Here is a 19,466-nt window from a genome sequence, read left to right on the forward strand (position 1 = left end):
TGGGGTATGACTTTCCCCTGCACCTAATTGTGACCCCGGTTAGTCCTGGGGACCGGTATCAGTTTCCGAATCCGGAACGGCCTCCACGACGGCACGTTCCTGCCGCCTCACGCTCCGGCGGTCCAGGACAAGCGCCAGGGCTGCGCCAAGGATTGCGCCGACGGCTGCGAACATGATCAGGAAGAAGCCGAACACGGCACCGGGATCGAACGTCGAGTCGCCGGGCGCCGCGTATGCCACTACAGCGGCGGCGACAATGCCTGCCAGTGCCCCCGCAATCAAAAAGGGGACATACTTCGGCGCGCGGCGCACGGTCACCTCGCGCCGTTCGGCAGGGGTTTGTTCAAAAGCCATGCCATCCAGCCTAATGCTGGACCAGAGAGTGCGTATAACGCAGGGTATGGCGGCCGGGCGGCGTAAGCGGGACGGACGCAGAACCGAGCCTGGTAGCCACGGGGGCTGCAACTGATATATCTATTGACATGGAGTGTGGCCACTGTCATATTTTCCCGTAGCCGCTATGTGCATTCTGTTGTGTAATACGCAATTGAGCAAGGTTGCAGCTGTGGCATGACGTGGTGGTCTCCCGACGTGGCATGTCAGCTAGATTGGCATTTGGTGCCGACTCACCGGATCCGGCCCGGATCCAGGAAAGGAACACAAGAACCATGGTCCATAAAGTTCAAGCTGTCGTTGTCCGGGAGAAGAATGCCCCGGTGTCGCTGGAGACCATCCTGGTGCCGGATCCGGGCCCGGGGGAGGCGCTGGTGGACATCCTGACCTGCGGTGTCTGCCACACGGACCTGCACTACAAGCAGGGCGGAATCGGCGACGACTTCCCGTACCTGCTGGGCCACGAGGCCACGGGTGTTGTGAGCGCCGTTGGTCCGGACGTGACGTCCGTGGCCCCCGGGGACCGCGTCATCCTGAACTGGCGCGCCGTCTGCGGCGAATGCCGGGCCTGCGCCAAGGGTCAGCCGCAGTACTGCTTCAACACCCACAACGCCACCCAGAAAATGACCCTTGAGGACGGCACGGTCCTCTCTCCCGCCCTGGGCATCGGCGCCTTCGCCGAGAAGACCCTGGTCGCTGCCGGGCAGTGCACCAAGGTGGACCCGGAGGCTGATGCTGCCGCAGTGGGGCTGCTGGGCTGCGGCATCATGGCCGGCATCGGCGCCGCGATCAACACCGGCGAGGTAAAGCGCGGCGAGTCCGTGGCCGTCATCGGCTGCGGCGGCGTGGGCATCGCCGCGATCGCCGGCGCGAAGCTGGCGGGTGCGACGACGATCATCGCCGTTGACATCGACGACAACAAGATCGGCATGGCCAAGACCCTCGGCGCCACCCATGGCGTGAACTCCAAGCAGGAGGACGCGGTGGACGCCATCCGCGCCCTCACCGGAGGCAACGGCGCTGACGTGGTGATTGACGCCGTCGGCCGACCCGAAACGTACAAGCAGGCTTTCTACGCCCGCGACCTTGCCGGCCGCGTGGTCCTGGTGGGCGTCCCGACGCCGGAGATGACGCTGGAACTGCCGCTGCTGGATGTCTTTGGCCGTGGCGGGTCGCTGAAGTCCTCCTGGTACGGCGACTGCCTGCCCTCCCGCGACTTCCCCATGCTGGTGTCCCATTACAAGCAGGGCAACCTGGACCTGGACGCGTTCGTGTCCGAGCGCATCGCCATCGACCAGGTGGAGGAGGCCTTCGGCAAAATGCACGAGGGCAAAGTCCTGCGCTCCGTTGTAGAGGTCCAGCCGGCGGGGGCGCCGGCATGAGCGTCGCTATCGAGAACCTGGTCACCTCGGGCACGTTCTCGCTCGACGGCGGCACCTGGGATGTGGACAACAACGTCTGGATCGTGGGCAATGACGAGGAATGCGTCATCATTGACGCGCCGCACGACGCCGCTGCCATCATCGCCCAGGTACGCAGCCGGAAGGTCAAGGCCATCCTGCTGACCCACGCGCACAACGACCACATCGGTGCCGCACGGGAGGTGGCGGACGCCCTGGGCGCCCCGATCCTGCTTAACCAAGAGGACCTGGTGCTGTGGGAGCAGGTCTACCCTGACGCCAAGCCGGACCGCTACCACTCCGACGGCGACCTGTTCGAGGTGGGCGGGGCAACGCTGAAGGCAATCCACACCCCCGGCCACTCCCCGGGGTCCACCTGCTTCTACCTTGAAAACGAAGGAACAGTGTTCACCGGGGACACCCTGTTCAACGGCGGCCCCGGCGCCACCGGCCGGTCCTACAGCGACTATCCCACCATCCTGAAGTCCATCCGCGAACGGCTGCTGACGCTTCCCTCGGAAACGATGGTCCGCACCGGCCACGGCGAGGACACCACCATCGCCGCCGAACAGGAAACGCTGGCGAAGGTTTCCCAGTAGCGGACATCAGCAACGAGTGCCCTGGAGGCGCGCCGGGATTTCCGGCGCGCCTCCACTGCAAATGAACAACAGAGGCCGGCACGGGAACTCCCTGGTGACGGCGAGGAAGTGGGAACAATGAAGTTCGGCAAGCAGCCTGCCCCCGTCGCGGACATCAATGAGGACGAGCTCCAAGTCCACAAGCCCAAGACCGAGGCCGCCGGGGTCAAGGCCGTCATGGTTGCCCTGGAGCGCGCGGTGGCACAGGCCGGCGTCACCCGCACGGCACAGTCCCTGCTCCGGCTGAACCAGCGCGGCGGCTTCGACTGCCCGGGCTGCGCGTGGCCCGAGTCGGACAAGAAGCGCAAAGCTGCCGAGTTCTGCGAGAACGGTGCCAAGGCTGTGGCCGAGGAAAACACCGTGCGGACCGTAGGCGCGGAGTTCTGGGCCAAGCACTCCATTGCCGAGCTGTCAGGGAAGACCGAGTACTGGTTGGGAAACCAGGGCCGGCTCAGCGAACCGATGGTGATCCGGGAGGGCGACACCCACTACTCGCCAATCTCCTGGGCTGACGCCTTCGAGCTGATCGGTGAGCACCTCCGGGCCACCACCCCGGACCGCAGCGTGTTCTACACCTCCGGCCGCACCGCGAACGAGACCGCGTTCCTGTACCAGTTGTTCGCCCGGTCACTGGGCACCAACAACCTGCCGGACTGCTCCAACATGTGCCACGAGTCTTCCGGATCGGCGCTGAACCCGACCATCGGCATCGGCAAGGGCACCGTGTCCCTTGACGATATCCACGACGCCGAACTGATCTTTGTCGTGGGCCAAAACCCCGGCACGAACCACCCGCGGATGCTGTCCGCGTTGAAGGAATGCAAGGACAAGGGCGGCAAGGTGGTGGCCGTGAACCCGCTGCCCGAGGCCGGCTTGTTCAACTTCAAGGACCCCCAGACCGTTTCCGGTGTGGTGGGCGGCGGGACGCCGTTGGCCGATGAGTACCTGCAGATCAAGGTGGGCGGGGACCTGGCGCTGTTCCAGGCCCTGGGCCACCTGCTCCTGGAGGCCGAGGAACGAAACCCGGGAACCGTCGTCGACCATTCCTTCATTGCCGCGCAGACGGACGGGTTCGCTGCCTACCGCGATGCCCGGCGCACCCTGGACTGGGACGAAACCGAGAAGGCCACCGGCCTCGCCCGGGGCCAGATCGAAAAGGTCGCGGCGATGCTGGTGGCGTCCAAGGCCTCCATCTTCTGCTGGGCGCTGGGGGTGACGCAGCAGCCGCACTCGGTGGACACCATCAAGGAAATGGTCAATGTCCTGCTGCTGCAGGGCAACTTCGGCAAGCCCGGCGCCGGCGCCTGCCCCGTCCGCGGCCACTCGAACGTCCAGGGCGACCGGACCATGGGCATTTGGGAGAAACCCAAGGAGTGGCTCCTCACGGCACTCGATTCCGAGTTCGGCATCGACTCCCCGCGGCACCACGGCTATGACGCTGTCGAGTCCATGGAAGCCTTTGAGCGCGACGAGGTGGACGTATTCGTTTCCATGGGCGGCAATTTCTCGCTGGCGTGCTCCGACACTGAAGCGTTGGAAGCCGGCATGCAGCGGATCGGGCTGACCGTGCACATCTCCACCAAGCCCAACCGCTCGCACATCGTGCATGGCCGGACATCGCTGATCCTGCCCACGCTGGGCCGCACGGACAAGGACGACAAGCATCCCAAGGGCGCGCAGTTCCTGTCCGTGGAGGACTCCATGTCCGTGGTGCACTCCACCCAGGGCCGCCTCACCCCGGTCTCCGAACACCTGCTCGCCGAGCCCGTGATCGTGGCGCGAATGGCCGAGGCCACGTTCGGGCCGCAGCACGCCGTGGACTGGCGCGGCATGGCCGAGGACTACGATGTGATCCGCGACCACATCGCCCGCGTCCTGCCCGGCTTTGAGGACTTCAACGCCAGGGTCCGGACCAAAAACGGGTTCGTGCTCCCCAACCCGCCACGGGACACCCGTTCATTCGCCACGGACATCGGCAGGGGCCGGTTCACGGTGAGCCCGCTGGAATACCTCACCCCGCCCGCGGGGCACCTGGTGCTGCAGACCATCCGCAGCCACGACCAGTACAACACCACGTTCTACGGCCTGGACGACCGCTACCGCGGCATCTCCGGCGGCCGCCGCGTCATCCTGATCCACCCCGAGGACCTCGCCGAGCAGGGCTTCCAGGACCGCGAGCTCGTGGATGTGGTGAGCACGTTCCAGGGCGTGGACCGCAGGGCGGACAAGTTCCGCCTGGTGGCGTACCCCACCGCGAAGGGCTGTGCCGCGGCGTACTTCCCCGAAGCCAACGCCTTGGTCCACAAGGAAAACGTGGCCCGCGTATCCAATACCCCCGGCTTCAAGGCCATGTTCGTCCGGTTCGAGCCGCACCAGGGCGGGGCGGCAGCAGCCGAGGAATCTGCAGGGGAGCTGGCCGGCACGCACGCTTAGCCCCGCCGGGTGGGTAAGCTGCGCCGGTGCGGGCAATGACGACGGCGGCAGTCCGGCAGGTGCCGGCTGACGCCGTCGCTGTTCCTCCACTCGGCTTTTGGGCCGGGTGGTTCCCGTCGGGACCGGCCTCCGGGTACAGGTCCTTGCCACAGCGGTGGACGACGCTTGCCGGGCCGCAACATACTCACCGTGTCAGGCGCTTGCGGTGTCAGGCGGAGGGCGCGTGCAGGACCAGCTCCAGCCAATCTTCTGCTGGGGATACCTGGATCTGCACCAGGTCCGGAACAGTGCAATGCGAGCTGCCCTCCTCCGGAACCCGGACGCGGTCTTGGGTGTCCGGCCATCGTGGTGGTTCCCAGTCTTGGTGTTCGCTTTGATAGTGGCGGCCGGTGGGTGAGGTCCAGCCGGGTGGTTCGTTCTTGGTGGCGGGGGTGGGTTTCCAGCCGGTGGTGTGCCGGAGTTTGTGGTGTTTGGGGCAGGGTTGTCCCAGGTTGCTGATTCCGGTGGTGCCGCCCTTGGCCCAGGCGAGGATGTGATCGGCATCGTTGTCCAGGGAGTTGTTGCTGCACCCCGGGAACGGACACTTCCCGTCCCGCATCCGCAACCACGCCCGCATTGGACCTGTCACCCGGTAACTCGTCCGGCAGATCTCCAACGGGGCCCCGTCCCGCGGATCCACCAACACCCGGTAAAACGACCCCGCCCCGTTTGCGACCAGCTCCCTGGCCATGGACGGCGGAATCGGCCCATACCCGTCCAGCACCGCCGGCTCATCGGCCAGGCCGAGCAGCGAGAACACCGGAACCGTGACCAGCACCTGCGCCCGGACCGGCGACGGCACACGGTCCCGGACAGCACCCGCGCCGTCGCTGGGGCTGCCGCCAGCACCCGCGCCGTCGCTGGAGCTGCCGCTCGCGCCCTCGGTCATACCGCCGCTGCCGCTTGCACGGGTGTCGCTGGCGCCGGTGCCGTTGGTGAGGATTGCGTCGGCGAAGGTGTCGGCCCGGAGCTGGGTCAGGGTCCTGCCCTCGCCGGGGCCCTGCAGGCTACGGGCGGTCGCGGTGAGCCGGTTCCACCCGGCCAGGGCCTGGTCCGCGGGAAGATACGCGGAGAGCCAGGCCATCCCGTCCTGGTCCGCCCGGAACTCCACCCGCCGCTCCGACACCCCCTTGGCGTGGCGTGTCTCGATGCTCTCGGCGTGGTGGCGTTCCCGCCAGGTCCGGGCCTTGGCCTTGAACCGGTGCGCCGGCAACGCACCCACCGGGCAGCCCCGTGCCGGGTCCGCGGCGCCCGGGTCCAGGAAATGGGCTTCCAACGCCGCCGCCCCCGCAGCATCCAGGCACGCCGCCTCGTCCGCCATCACCACCGCGTGGCCCCAGGAGATCACCCCGGCCTGCAACGCCGACAAGGTCAGCGGCAACGAGGCAACAACGGCGTGCGAGGCCATCAGGAACGACGACGCGGCCCGCGGACCCAGGGCCAGCACGCACCCGATCTCCGCCGCGACCGCCATCTCCTGCGCACGCACCGGCACATCCGGCCCCGCAACCACGTCGGCGCTCTCCGCGTACGTCACCGCAGCCCTCGCCTTCAGGCCAGCGAACCCGGCCTCGACCTCCCGGGCACCGGCCAGAATGTCCAGGCACCCAGCCGCCACACCAGCCAACGGATCAGCCGCAGAAAACGGCTCCAAACCAGCCCCGTCCACCTCAGCATTCAGCACAGCAAGGGCAGCCCGGATCTCCCCAAACGCCCTCACCACCGCCGATTTCCCCATAAACCCATCATGACAAGGGGGTACGACATTAATGGGACCGCCGGGCCTGTCCTCGGGAGGGGACGGTCAGCCATACGACGGCTCCAGCAACGGATTCTTTACGTTCAGAAACAGCGGTCCTCCGTGGCACCGACCGTGCTTTTTCGTCATATCCGAAATTGATTGACAGTGGGCGTGGCAGGAGTCACACTGTTGCATATGGTGATCGTTGTTGCGTTAGGCGCTTCAGTTTTTTCCGGAGTTATCGCTTCTGTTGCTGATGAACCTCCCCACATTCATTGACGGAACGTCTTGGACACCCCTTGTAGCCCCACCTGCTCCGTAACCACCCTCAAATCGCCCAATGCCCAGCCCTATCGGGAGGAAACACATTGACTACCTCAGTGAACGCGCCCCTCAGCGCACGCGGAAAGCTCGCCTCAACATTGCCTGCGGAGCAGCTGGCCGAAATTACCGAGTTGTTTGCTTTGCGGCGCACCGGCTACTCCCTCGACGCCCCCTTCTACACCGACCCGACGATCTTCAAGCTCGACATGGAGGCCATCTTCGGCCAGCACTGGATCTTTGCCGGCAGCGTCGCCGAGCTTCCGGAGCCGGGCGATTACATCACGGTCGACTACGGCCCCTACTCCCTAATCGTGCTGCGTAACGACGACGGCGAGGTCAACGTCCTGCACAACGTCTGCCGCCACCGCGGTGCACGTGTCCTGACCGAAGCTGCCGGTTCCACCGGAAACCTGGTCTGCGGCTACCACTCCTGGACTTACTCGCCCGAGGGCAACCTGATCCACGCCTCCGCCCCGGGGGAGGCCAAGTTCGACAAGAGCTGCTTCGCGCTCAAGCGTGCCCACAGCCGTGAAGTTGCCGGCCTCATCTTCGTCTGCATCGCGAACGAGCCGCCGGCGGACTTCGACGAGACCGCAAAGATCTTCGAGCCTTACCTTGCGCCGCACGACCTGTCCAAGACGAAGATTGCCTACCAGCAGAACATCATCGAAGAGGGCAACTGGAAGCTCGTCATGGAGAACAACCGTGAGTGCTACCACTGCGACGGGCACCCGGAACTCGCCTGCTCGCTGTTCCCCACGTGGGGCCTGACCGAGGGCCTGATCCCGACCCACCTCGAGGAAGTATGGGACCGCAACAAGGAAGCCCAGTCCTCCCTCGAGGAGCGGTGCCGCCGCTATGGCCTGCCCTACGAGGTGGTTGAGGAACTCGATACCCGTATCGCCGGTATCCGCATTTCACGCGAATCCCTGGACGGCGAAGGCGAATCGTTCTCCGCAGACGGCCGCAGGCTCTCCAAGAAGCTCCTCGGCGACCTGCCGGACTTCCGCCTGGGCCGCTGCTCGATGCACCTGCAGCCCAACAGCTGGTTCCACTTCCTGGGCGACCACGTCATCACCTTCGGCGTTTTCCCCATCAACGAACACCAGTCCCTGGTCCGCACCACCTGGCTGGTGGCCGACGACGCCGAGGAAGGCGTGGACTACGACCTCGACAAGCTGACCTACACCTGGAAGCAGACCAACATCCAGGACAAGGCGTTCGTTGAGCTGTGCCAGCAGGGTGCTGCAAGCCCCGCCTACGAGCCCGGCCCGTACATGAAGAGCGAATACCAGGTGGAGGCCTTCATCAACTGGTACGTCCAGCGGGTGCAGGAGCACTTGGCATGATTGAAGTCCTCACTGAGACGCCTGTCCAGGAGCCACAGCGCATTCGCGGCCTTGAAATGCCGTGGAACCGGGTGATGGGCAGCATTGAAGGACCCGCCAGCGCAGCCAAGGCGCTGGGCCCGTGGCATCCGCAGGAGTTCATGGCCGAATGCGTCGAGACCGTTCCCGAAGCGGGCGGCATGATGACGTTCGTGTTCCGCCGCTGCGACGGCGCCCCGCTGGCGTTCCGTCCGGGCCAGTACGTGAACATTGCCTTCCCCGTAAACGGCGAGGACCAGGAGCCGGTGGACCGCAGCTACTCGCTGTCCAGTTCGCCCACGGAACCGTGGACCTTCAGCGTCACCGTCAAGCGCGACGCCGGTGGACTGGTTTCACCCTGGGTACACCAGAATGTCAGGCCCGGCACCGTCCTGGACATGCTGGGACCCGTTGGGGCATTCCACCTGCCTGATGCCGACCGGCGCGCGCGGTACCTCTTCCTGGCCGCCGGCGCCGGCATCACCCCCATCATGTCGATGCTGCGGACCATCCACTCCCTGCCGGGAACTGCCGACGTTGTGGTGCTCTACCACGGCGCGGAAGCCGGCGGCTTTGCCTTCCACCGGGAGTTGGCTTACATCGCTTCCGTAGACTCGCGCATCAAGGTCTTCTACGCCCTGGGCGACCGTGGCAGGCCCGGGGACTGGGAAGGCTTCAGCGGACGGCTGACCTCAGCCATGATCGACGAAGTGGCCCCGGACGCCAACGGCCGGCAGGTCTACGCCTGTGGACCCGAGGGGTACCTGAACACCGCCACCGAACTGCTCAGGAGCGTGGGCGTCGACGACACTTCCATCTACATGGAGTTCTTCTCCGGCGACCGGCAGACCCTCCTTGAATACCAGGCCGAGCTCGCCCTGGCTGCGGACATGGCCGGGGAAATCGCTGAGGAGATCGCGGAGTCCGCAGAGGACTACTTCGAAGGCCAGCCCGCAGCGTTCGAGATCTACGAGCCCGGCTACGACGAGGACGGAACCCTGCAGGCCACGGGCTTGGCGCTGGAAGCCGCCACGACGGAAGTCGCAGCCGGGGTCGCCACCCCGGCTGCGGCCCCGGAGGCGCAGACACCCGACGCTTCAAGCTTCGACACCGTGGGAACGGGCAGCCTGACCCTGTCCTTTCTCCGCACCGGGATCAATGTGCGGATCGACCCCGAGGAGCACATCCTTGAGGTGGCACAGCGCGCCGGTGTCCGGATCGGCGCCAACTGCAAGGAGGGCATGTGCGGCTCCTGCAAGGTGGTCAAGCTGTCCGGGGAGATCGACATGAACCACCAGGGCGGAATCCGCAAACGGGAAATCGACGCCGGAAAGTTCCTTCCCTGCTGTTCCACTGCCCGCACCGACATGGTGATCGACGCCTAGCCGCGCCCCTGGAGCGGCGGGAGCCCTGCGCGCCCCCATGATTCACCGCAAGTGAAAAGTAAAACCACACGGAAGGTCTGATGCAGCCAGCGTCAGGCCTTCTGTTGTCTGCGGCTCCGACCAGCACATGGTGCGCGGCCGCCAGCGCCCAGCTTCTGGGAGCCGCGGTGGTCATCGTGGGCGACCTGAACGAGGACCGCCTGGCCCAGGCCCGGTCCTTTGGCTGCGAAACCGTCAATGTGGCCAACGGCGACCCGGCCGACCAGATCGAGCAGATCCTCGGCGTCCGGGAGGTCGACTCCGGCATCGATGCCGTCGGTTTCGAGGCCCGCGGCCATGGCCATGGCGCCCAGGAAGCACCGGCCACGGTGCTTAACTCGCTGATGGACCTCACCACCGCCGGCGGCTCCGTGGGCATCCCGGGCCTCTACGTCACGGGCGGCCCGGGAGCCGCGGACGAGGCCGCCAGGAAGGGAAGCCTGTCCCTGTCCCTGGGTACCGGCTGGGCCAAGTCCCTGTCCTTCACCACGGGCCAATGCCCGGTGATGAAGTACAACCGGCAGCTGATGATGGCGATCCTGCATGACCGGATCCAGATCGCCAAGGCCGTCAACGCGAAGGCCATTTCGCTCGACGATGCCCCGCGCGGCTACGCCGAGTTCGATGCCGGCGCCGCCACGAAGTACGTCCTGGACCCGAACGCCTACCTGAACAACTGATGGCAGGCTACCGCTGCTGACAAGCGGCAAGGTCCAACGGCGGCACCCCACTCAACAGGGGTGCCGCCGTTGCCATGCCCGGGGTTAGCTCCGCGGGCACCAAAAAGGTGGCTGGGCCTGCCGGTCTCAAGCAGGCCCAACCACCTTTTGCGGTTGGGGCAGGTCAGCCGCGGAGGCGTTCCATACCCGGGTCAAAGAGCGGCTCCGCCGAAACAGTGGCCGCCACGCGCCGGCCGAAGTACTCGATCTCCACGGAGTCGCCTTCAGCCACCGACGTGGGCAGCCAGGCATAGGCGAGGGGCTTGCGGACGGTGAAGCCGTACGCCGCGCTCGTGACGTAACCAACGGCTTCCCCGGCCACGTACACCGGTTCCTTGCCCAGCACTACTGACGTGCCGTCGTCGACCGTCAGGCAGCGCAGCGTCTTGGCGGCCGGCTGCTCCTTGCGGACGGCAAGGGCCTCGGCACCCACGAATCCCGTCTTGTCCTTGGCCACGGAGAAGCCCAGGCCCGCCTGGTACGGGTGGTGCTCGGAGGTCATGTCCGTGCCCCAGAGCCGGTAGCCCTTCTCCAGCCGCATGCTGTTGAAGGCGCCGCGGCCCGCCGCGATGATGCCGTGTTCCCGGCCGGCTTCGAACAGCAGGTCCCACAGCTTCAGCCCGTACTCGGCCGTGGTGTAGAGCTCCCAGCCCAGTTCGCCTACATAGGAGAGCCGCATCGCCGTGACGGGGATGCCGCCCACCGAGATTTCCTTCGTCCGGAAGTACTTCAGACCGTCGTTGGTCAGGTCGTCCGTGCTGACCTTGCCGATGACCTCGCGGGCCAGGGGGCCCCACAGGCCGATGCAGCAGGTGCTGCCGGTGATGTCCGTGACGTGCGCCCACTGGGAGGGATCGGCCGCCGACTGCCGGCGGGCCTCCACCCGGAGGTAATCGAAGTCCACGTTGCTGTTCACGCCCAGCTGGAACTCTTCCTCCGCGAGCCTGGCCACGGTCACGTCGCTGCGGATGCCGCCGTCGTCCGCCAGCAGCAGGCAATAGGTCACGGCACCCGGCTTCTTGGCGATGTTGCCCGTGCTGAGCCGGTGCAGGAGTGCCTGCGCTCCCGGGCCGGTGACGGAGAGCCGCTTCAGCGGCGTCATGTCGTAAAGTCCGACGGCGGTCCGCGTCTTCCACGCCTCGGCTGCGGAGATGGGGGAGTGGAACATGGCGGACCAGGAGTCCCGCTCCGGGGCCTGCCATTCTTCCGGCAGGTCGGCCAGGAGTCCGCGGTTGGCTTCGAACCAGTGCGGTCGCTCCCAGGCGGCGGACTCCAGGAAGAAGGCGCCGAGCTCCTTCTGGCGGACGTTGAAGGGGCTGACGCGCAGGTCCCGCGGCGATTCGCGGGGCTGAAGCGGGTGCATGACATCGTAGATCTCCACGAAGTTCTGCTGTGAGGTTTCGCTGACGTAGGCGTCGGAGGTCTGGACCTTTTCGAAACGGGTCAGCTCGCAGCCGTGCAGGTCGGTCCGCGGCTGGCCGTCGATGATCAGCTCTGCCATGGCCTTGGCGACGCCGGCGGAGTGCGTGACCCAGACGGCCTCGGCCACGAAGAAGCCCTCGAGGTCCGGTGCTTCGCCCATGAGCGGGCCGCCGTCCGGAGTGAAGGAGAAGATGCCGTTGAAGCCGTCCTGGATTTCGGTGCTGCGCAGTGCCGGCAGCAGGTCCTGGCTGTCCTCCCACGCGGGCAGGAAGTCATCGAGGGTGAAGTCCAGGCGGGAGGGCATCCGGTGGTCGGACATGTCCTCGGCAGAGACCTTCGGCAGCGCGGACATGTCCACGGGCATCGGGCGGTGGGCGTAGCTGCCGATGCCGATGCGGTCGCCCCATTCGCGGTAGTACAGGTCCTTGTCCTGGTAGCGCAGGATGGGCTTGCCGGCACCGTTGGGAAGCTCGTTGACGTTCTCGAGTTCGGCAAGGGGCGTGGTGATGGCGTACTGGTGGGCCAGCGGCAGCAGGGGCACCTCCAGGCCCACCATCTTGCCGAGTTCACGGCCCCAGAACCCTGCGCAGGACACCACGATGTCGGCAGGGATCAGTCCGGCGGAGGTTTCGACGCCGGTGACCTTGCCGCCGTCACGGGCGATGCCGGTGACCGTGGTGGAGCCGCGGTAGGTGACGCCCTGTTCGCGCGTACGCTCAATCAGCAGCTGCACGGCCCGGGCCGCCAGGGCGAGCCCGTCGGTGGGGATGAGCAGGCCGCCAAGGACCTCGCGGCCGCCGGTGAGCTTGCCGGTGTTCAGCAGCGGGTAGATCTTTTCGCATTCGTCGGCGTCGATGATCCGGCTTTCCACACCCCAGGAGGTCATGACGCCCATCTTGCGCTTGAGGTCGGCCAGACGCCCGGGAGTGGTTGCCAGCTCCAGGCCGCCCACCTGGTTGAAGCAGGACTGCCCGTCCTTGCCCAGGGCGAGGAGCTTGTTGACGGTGTACGTGGCGAACTCCGTCATGGTCCGGGACGGATTGTTCTGGAACACGAGTCCGGGGGCGTGCGACGTGGAGCCGCCGGCGAGCTCCAGCGGGCCTTGTTCGACGACGGTGATGTCGTTCCAGCCGCGGCTTGCCAGCTCGTCGGCGAGGTTGGTGCCGACGATGCCGGCTCCGATGATGACGACGCGGGGTGATGCGCTCATGGTTTTTGGTTCTCCTGGTTGGTGCTGGAATCCGCCTGACCGGGTGATGGTATTTGCTTCGCTATGAGCAACGCGCATCACTATATGCAACAGAGTGTCTCAGCTCACAGGGGATGTCAAGGGTTTCCTGCATTGTTGCGGCGGCTGGCGGCGCTGTGTCGAAAGGCGGCAAAGAGGCCCCCGCCGCTGGTGCGGCGAAGGCCTCTTTGGTGCAGCTTCGGTTATCCGGCGGCGGGTGGCCGTGCGGTCCCGGTGTCAGTGGGAGAAGTCTGCTGAGATCTCGGCGAGGGTGCGCCCCTTCGTCTCAGGCGCGAGCCATTGCGAGAGGACGGCGCCGAGTAATGCGACGGCGGCGGCTACGACCATGGTTGCGCCCATGCCGATGTTGGCGATCGCCCATGGCAGGGCGAAGGTGCCGAGTGCGGCTCCGATCCGGCTGAAGGACGCGGCGAAGCCCATGCCGACGCCGCGCAGGTGGCCGGGGAATACCTCGGCCGGATAGACCTGGGTCATCGTGGTGTAGCCGGCATTGAAGTAGGAGAAGGCGAGAAACAGGACGAGCACGAGGATCGCTGGTGCGTTCCCCCATACCCCGATGACCAGCAGGATGCCCGCGCAGAGCCACTGCCCCGGCACAGTGAGGATTCGGCGGCCGAGCTTGTCAATGAGAAGTACGCTGGTGACAACGCCCGCGACCGCAAGTGCGGACAGGCCGACTCCACCGGCCCAGCCGCCGCCGAAGCCGAATTGGTTGAGTACCTCGTCGGCGAAGGTCGCGATCGCGAAGTACGGAGTGACCGCGCAGAACCAAAAACCTGCGGTGAAGACAGTGGCGCGCCAGTACTGCCTCGAGAACAGCATTCCGAAGGAGGCGTTCTTGATTTTGGTTCCACTCTCCGCGGCTTGGGCCTCCTGGAGCATCCTCAGATCCATCTCTCCGGTGATGCTGTCGTGCATCTGCGGCGATTCGATATATCGGTGTGCGATCTCGAGTGCTTCCTTGTGCCGTCCCTTCGTAATGAGCCAGCTCGGCGATTCGGGGAGGCCCATGCGGGCGAGGAACAGAACGAATGCCAGTATGGTGCTCGTGCCGAGGACCAGCCGCCATGGGGTGCCGGCGTCGTGCAGGAGCGTGCCGATGATGAATGCCATCATGAAACCGACGTACCAGGCGATCAGGGTCAGCCCGAGCAGCCGCCCGCGGAGCTTGGGCGGGGAGAACTCTGACAGCAGTGGCCCACCGATTGAGTACTCGCCGCCGATCGCGACGCCCATCATGAATCGGATGATGGCCAGCTGGATCACGGCGCCGTCTCCAGAAGTTACGAAGAATTGGGCTCCTGAGGCGACCAGGAACAGGCCCATGTCCACGAGGAACATTGGCTTGCGTCCGAACTTGTCAGTAGCCCAGCCAGCCAGCGGGGAGCCGATGAAGATACCAGCCAGCGGGCCTGCAGCGATCATGCCCAGCGATAGTGCGTCGAGCTGGAGATCTGACCGCATGGATCCGGTAACCGGGCCGATGATTCCGAGGATGTAACCGTCGAGGAACATCCCGCCTATGAAGACCGCGACAAGCCGCATCATGAAGCGGCGCTTGAACGTGGAGCTGGTCTCTCTTGATGAGGAGGAGTCGACGGGGACCGTCGTCCTGGTTGGATTGATCATGAGATTCGTTCCCTTCCGGCTTCAGCGCAAACCGCTGAAGGTGCCAGAGCGCTGTTTCCTGGACCCACGGACATACTTCGGCGTCGTTCCCCGGTTCCGGCGCCCCGCGCTGCTGTGATCGATGGTGCTGCCACCCCTGATAGTCATAGACAGTTTCCTTCGGTGATCTGGCGCTGCCGCGTGGATGCTGGCAACGTTGTGCGGCCGATGCACGGGCCGAGGCCCGTTTCGAACCGGCCATCATGAATTCGTTCGACTGTTCCCCAAAGTCATCACGGGTGGAGCCGGGGGACGGGAGGAGCGTATCCGGGCGAGCTTCGTTCCGTGATGATCAACAACCTTCGCTGTATGCAACAAAATCGTGCGCTAGCTCACATTCAATGTCAAGAGTGTGACCCGCTAAAGGCAAAGTGTGTAGGTGTTCCTGCCTGGTACTCCAGGGCATGCCAAAAGCCCTGCCGCGGGGACAGGGTGGCCCTGCCCGCGGGCACAGGCCGGCTGCGGGCCCCGTTTTCCGAAAACGGTGCTTCGATGAGGAATACCTCCCCAGGTCTTAGGCCCACCGAAGCACCTTTTACGAAAAACGGGACACCGCTGCTGACTCTGTGCCGTGCCTAGCCCGCGGCTTCCAGGACCTGGGCTTCCGCGGCTTCGGCCGGCAGCGGCAGGGAGGACGATTGCCGGCGTGCGGCCTCCACCGTGTGGAGGAGCAGCAGTGCCGTGGTGACAGACCCCACCCCGCCGGGAACAGGGGTGAGTCCCGCTGCGGTCCCGGTAACGCCGGCTTGGTCCACATCACCCACCAGCGAGCCGTCGGCGAGGACATTCGTGCCGACGTCGACCACGACCGTCCGGGAGGAGACGTGGCTGCCAGTCAGCAGCCCGGCGCGGCCGGCCGCGACCACCACGACATCGGCATCCTTGGTGTAGCGCTCCAGCGGGCCCGATCTGGAGTGGCAGACCGTCACGGCGGCATCGCGGGCCAGCAGGAGGAGGGACAGCGGCTTGCCCACCACGGCGGACCGGCCCACCACCACCACATCCTTCCCCGCGACGGGAACCTGGTAATGGTCCAGGATTTCGACGACGGAGCGGGCGGTCGCGGGAGCAAAAGCCGGCTGGCCGACGGCAAGTCGTCCCAGGCTTAGCGGATTGGCCCCGTCGATGTCCTTTTCCGGGGCGATGAGGCCCACCAGGTGGTGGGTCCGGACTCCTGCCGGCAGCGGGGTCTGCAGGATGATGCCGTGCACGGATGGCTCCGCGCCCAGGTCCCGCAAGGCGCCGGCAAGCACCTGTTCCGTCGCATCATGGCCCAGATCGATGATCCGGCAGCCGACTCCGGCGCGCTCGGCTGCCCGCTCGATGGAGCGGACGTACCAGCGCGTTGACTCATCGGCGGTCGCCAGGACCACCGCCACGACCGGGCGGACGCCGTCCAGGTCAAGGGACCGGACCTGCTCCTTGACTTCCTGTTGGATCAACGCGGCCAAAGGCTTTCCGGAAAGTATTGCAGTACTCAACCCAGAATCCTTTCGCGAACGCGGGCCGAGAGGGCATCTGCCGCCAGGACCACTTTCTCTTCAATGCCGTCCGTCTGCTGGGCAAGCAGCGCGCGTGCCTCCGGATCCTTGACCGCCACGACGTTGATGTCGATGTTGACGCGCGCCGTGGTGGCAGCTGCGCGGGCGGCGTCAGCGGCCGCGGCAACGTCGCTGATGACGTTGGCGTTGGCGACGTCGAAGAGTTCGGTGGCGAGGTCAACGATGCCGCCCGACAGCTCGATGAGCCGGGCAGGGGTTTGGGCCGCCTGGATGAGCGCGGACTGGATTCCGGCCGCCCGGGCGGCCTTGAGTTCATCGGTGCCGGACGGGAGCTTATAGGAGTCGATGACGGCCTGGAAGGCCTCTTCATCTGCTTCAGCCAAGCCCAGCGCGTCGGCGACAAGGTCGTCGGCTGCCTGGGTGATGCGCTGCACCAGCGGTGCGTGCTGTTCGTGTTTGGCGCCGGTGGTATAGCGCGCCACCATGCCCACCAGGGCTGCGCCCTGGGCCGCGTGGAGGGCCGCCGCGGCGCCACCACCCGGCGTCGGCTGCTTTGCGGCCAACCGGGTGAGGTAGCTGCTGACTGTCTCTGAACTGATCATGGTGTTAGCCGCGCAGCCGGGACATGGTGGGGTCGTACAGCGGATCCTGGGTAACGGTGGCCACGATCCGGCGCCCGAAGTACTCGATCTCCACTGAATCGCCGATGGATACCTCCGCGGGGAGGTAGGAGTAGGCAATGGGCTTGCGGACGGAGTAGCCGTAGGCGGCGCTGGTGACGTAACCCACCGCCTGGTCCTTGTAGAACACCGGTTCCTTGCCCAGCACCAGGCTTCGTCCGTCGTCGACCGTCAGGCAGCGCAGGCGGCGCGCGGAGTTTTCCTCGGTGCGTCCCTCCAGGGCTGCCTTTCCGACGAAGTTCTCCTTGGCCATCTTCACCGCGAAACCGAGGCCGGCCTCGAAGGGGTCATGCTCGGTGGTCATGTCGGTGCCCCAGGAGCGGTAGCCCTTTTCCAGGCGGAGCGAACTGAAGGCGGCGCGGCCCGCGGCGATGATGCCGAACGGCTGCCCGGCCTTCCACAGCGCGTCCCAGAGGCGCTGGCCGTTGTCGGCGCTGGTGTAGAGCTCCCAGCCCAGTTCGCCGACGTAGGACAGCCGCATGGCGGTGACCGGGACGCCGCCGATGACCACCTGCTTGGACCGGAAGTACTTCAGTCCGTCGTTGGAGAAATCATCGCTGCTGACCGCGCCGACCACCTCGCGGGCCAGCGGGCCCCAGAGGCCGATGCAGCAGGTGCCGCCGGTGGTGTCGCGGACCTGGACCCAGTCTTCGGCGCTGCCGCTTGCTGTCTGGTGCCGGGCTGCCCGGTCGAAGTAGGCGGTGTCGATGTTGCCGTTGGCGCCGAGTTGGAAGGTGTCCTCGCTGAGGCGGGCCACGGTGATGTCACTGCGGACCCCGCCCTGCTCGTCCAGCAGCAAGGTGTAGGTGACGGCTCCGGGCTTCTTGTCCATTTCCGCGGTGGTCAGTTCCTGCAGCAGCTTCAGGGCGCCGGGTCCGGAGATTTCGAGGCGCTTGAGCGGGGTCATGTCGTACATGGCGACGGCGGTGCGCGTCTTCCATGCCTCAGCCGCGGCAATAGGCGAGCTGAACATGCCGGACCAGGAGTCACGGGCCGGCGGCTGCCAGTCTGCGGGCATCTCCTTGAGGAGCTCGGCGTTGGCCTCGAACCAGTAGGGGCGTTCCCAGCCGCCGCCTTCCAGGAAGTAGCCGCCCAGCTGCTTGTGCCTGGCGTGGAAGGGGCTGACGCGCAGGTTGCGCGGGGAGAGCTTGGGCTGCAGCGGGTGCAGGACGTCGTAGATCTCCACGAAGTTCTGCTGCGAGGTTTCGCTGACGTACTCGGGGGTCAGCTGGACTTCCTCGAAGCGGTGGATGTCGCAGTCGCCCAGGTCGATGGAGGACTTGCCATCCACCAGGAGCTCGGCCACGGCGCGGGCGATGCCTGCCGAGTGGGTTACCCAGACGGCTTCGGCCACGAAGAAGCCGTCCAGTTCCTTGGACTCGCCCACCAGGGAGCCGCCGTCCGGGGTGAAGGAGAAGATGCCGTTGAAGCCGTCCTCGATCTCGCTTTCGCGCAGCGCGGGCAGGATCTGCTTGGTGGCTTCCCACGCGGGGAGGAAGTCCTCGAGGGTGAAGTCCAGCCGGGAGGGCATGTTGTGCTCGCTGATCTCGTCCGGCTTGAAGCTGCCGAGTTCGTCCAGGTCCACGGGCATCGGCTTGTGGGCATAGGAGCCGATGCCGTAGCGGTCGCCGTGTTCGCGGTAGTAGAGGTCCTGGTCCTGGTGGCGGAGGATGGGCAGGCGGGCACCGTTGGGCAGCTCGTTCCTGCCCAGCTGGGCAGGAACCGGGGTGGTCTTGACGTACTGGTGCGCCAGCGGCAGCAGAGGTACGGACATGCCGATCAGTTCGCCGACCTTGGCGCCCCAGAATCCGGCGCAGGAGACGACGATATCTGCCGGGATCACGCCGTCGGGCGTCTGGACCCCGGTGACCCGGCGGCCGGACTGCTCGATGGCGGTGACTTCGGTATTGCCGACGTACTTCACGCCGGCCGCCTCGGTGCGCTTGATCAGCAGCTGGACCGCGCGGGCGGCGCTGGCCAGGCCGTCGCTGGGAACGTGGAGGCCACCCAGGATGTCCTCATCGTTGATGAGCGGATAGAGCTCCTTGCATTCCGCCGGGGAAAGTATGGAGCCTTCGATGCCCCATGCCTGCGCGTAGCCGAGCTTGCGCTTCAGGTCAGCGAGGCGGGTCTCGGTGGTGGCAACCTCCAGGCCGCCCACCTGGTTGAAGCAGCTGACGCCGTCTTCGGTGAGGGACAGCAGTTTCTCCACGGTGTACTTGGCGAACAGGGCCATGGACTTGGAGGGGTTGGTCTGGAAGACCAGTCCCGGGGCGTGCGAGGTGGAGCCGCCGGGCATGTTGAGGGGTCCCTGGTCCAGGACGGTGATGTTGTTCCAGCCGCGCGTGACGAGTTCATCCGCGAGGTTGGTGCCGACGATGCCGGCTCCGATAATGACAATGCGTGGTGACGATTCCAAGGGAGTCTCTCCTGCTGCTTTACGGGTTATGTCTGCGGGCGGGGGCTG

The 19,466-nt window shown here is 66.0% G+C and carries 12 protein-coding genes and 1 pseudogene; 6 read left to right on the forward strand and 7 right to left on the reverse strand.

Annotation, left to right across the window (positions count from 1 at the left end):
* Positions 1-39: 39 nt before the first annotated feature.
* A complete protein-coding gene (locus tag PV772_RS00650) occupies positions 40-354 on the reverse strand; it encodes a hypothetical protein (protein WP_141182585.1) in 315 nt (104 codons plus the stop codon).
* Between the two features lie 314 nt (positions 355-668).
* Here PV772_RS00650 and PV772_RS00655 point away from each other — a divergent pair, with 314 nt between their 5' ends.
* The 3 genes from PV772_RS00655 (at position 669) to PV772_RS00665 (ending at position 4,864) form a co-directional block, all read left to right on the forward strand.
* Positions 669-1,775 (forward strand): S-(hydroxymethyl)mycothiol dehydrogenase, encoded by a 1,107-nt coding sequence (locus PV772_RS00655; RefSeq protein ID WP_347885059.1) that lies wholly within the window; start codon positions 669-671, stop codon positions 1,773-1,775.
* Complete coding sequence (locus PV772_RS00660) at positions 1,772-2,392, forward strand: MBL fold metallo-hydrolase (RefSeq protein WP_347885060.1); 621 nt, start codon at positions 1,772-1,774, stop codon at positions 2,390-2,392. The genes PV772_RS00655 and PV772_RS00660 overlap by 4 nt, the downstream gene beginning before the upstream one ends.
* 117 nt (positions 2,393-2,509) lie before the next feature.
* Positions 2,510-4,864, forward strand: coding sequence for an FdhF/YdeP family oxidoreductase (locus PV772_RS00665; protein WP_347885061.1), 2,355 nt, complete (start codon positions 2,510-2,512; stop codon positions 4,862-4,864).
* 208 nt (positions 4,865-5,072) lie between these two features.
* Here PV772_RS00665 and PV772_RS00670 read toward each other — a convergent pair whose 3' ends face one another.
* The gene (locus PV772_RS00670) at positions 5,073-6,641 is read right to left on the reverse strand and encodes a DUF222 domain-containing protein (RefSeq protein ID WP_347885062.1); all 1,569 of its coding nucleotides are present in this window, start codon (positions 6,639-6,641) and stop codon (positions 5,073-5,075) included.
* Positions 6,642-7,012: 371 nt separating this feature from the next.
* Between PV772_RS00670 and PV772_RS00675 the strand changes: the two genes are divergently transcribed.
* The 3 genes and pseudogenes from PV772_RS00675 to PV772_RS00685 all read left to right on the forward strand — a co-directional run.
* A complete protein-coding gene (locus PV772_RS00675) occupies positions 7,013-8,317 on the forward strand; it encodes an aromatic ring-hydroxylating dioxygenase subunit alpha (RefSeq protein WP_141159173.1) in 1,305 nt (434 codons plus the stop codon).
* Positions 8,314-9,720 (forward strand): ferredoxin reductase, encoded by a 1,407-nt coding sequence (locus tag PV772_RS00680; RefSeq protein WP_347885063.1) that lies wholly within the window; start codon positions 8,314-8,316, stop codon positions 9,718-9,720. The genes PV772_RS00675 and PV772_RS00680 overlap by 4 nt, the downstream gene beginning before the upstream one ends.
* 134 nt (positions 9,721-9,854) lie before the next feature.
* Positions 9,855-10,439 (forward strand): annotated as a pseudogene (locus PV772_RS00685) (formaldehyde dehydrogenase, glutathione-independent); the annotation flags it as partial.
* A gap of 163 nt (positions 10,440-10,602) precedes the next feature.
* Here the strand turns inward: PV772_RS00685 and PV772_RS00690 are convergent.
* From PV772_RS00690 to PV772_RS00710, 5 genes are all read right to left on the reverse strand, one after another.
* Complete coding sequence (locus PV772_RS00690; protein ID WP_347885064.1) at positions 10,603-13,110, reverse strand: FAD-dependent oxidoreductase; 2,508 nt, start codon at positions 13,108-13,110, stop codon at positions 10,603-10,605.
* 255 nt (positions 13,111-13,365) lie between these two features.
* Entirely contained in the window at positions 13,366-14,778 is a 1,413-nt protein-coding gene (locus tag PV772_RS00695; RefSeq protein WP_347885065.1) for an MFS transporter, read from the reverse strand.
* A 614-nt stretch (positions 14,779-15,392) separates the two neighbouring features.
* A complete protein-coding gene (locus tag PV772_RS00700) occupies positions 15,393-16,298 on the reverse strand; it encodes a bifunctional 5,10-methylenetetrahydrofolate dehydrogenase/5,10-methenyltetrahydrofolate cyclohydrolase (protein WP_347885066.1) in 906 nt (301 codons plus the stop codon).
* On the reverse strand, positions 16,295-16,921 hold the full coding sequence (locus PV772_RS00705) for a cyclodeaminase/cyclohydrolase family protein (protein WP_141182575.1): 627 nt from the start codon (positions 16,919-16,921) through the stop codon (positions 16,295-16,297). The genes PV772_RS00700 and PV772_RS00705 overlap by 4 nt, the downstream gene beginning before the upstream one ends.
* Positions 16,922-16,925: 4 nt before the next feature.
* Complete coding sequence (locus PV772_RS00710; protein WP_141159179.1) at positions 16,926-19,418, reverse strand: FAD-dependent oxidoreductase; 2,493 nt, start codon at positions 19,416-19,418, stop codon at positions 16,926-16,928.
* Positions 19,419-19,466 lie beyond the last annotated feature (48 nt).

This window comes from Pseudarthrobacter sp. CC12 (assembly GCF_039907755.1).
In the GTDB taxonomy this organism is placed as follows: domain Bacteria; phylum Actinomycetota; class Actinomycetes; order Actinomycetales; family Micrococcaceae; genus Arthrobacter; species Arthrobacter niigatensis.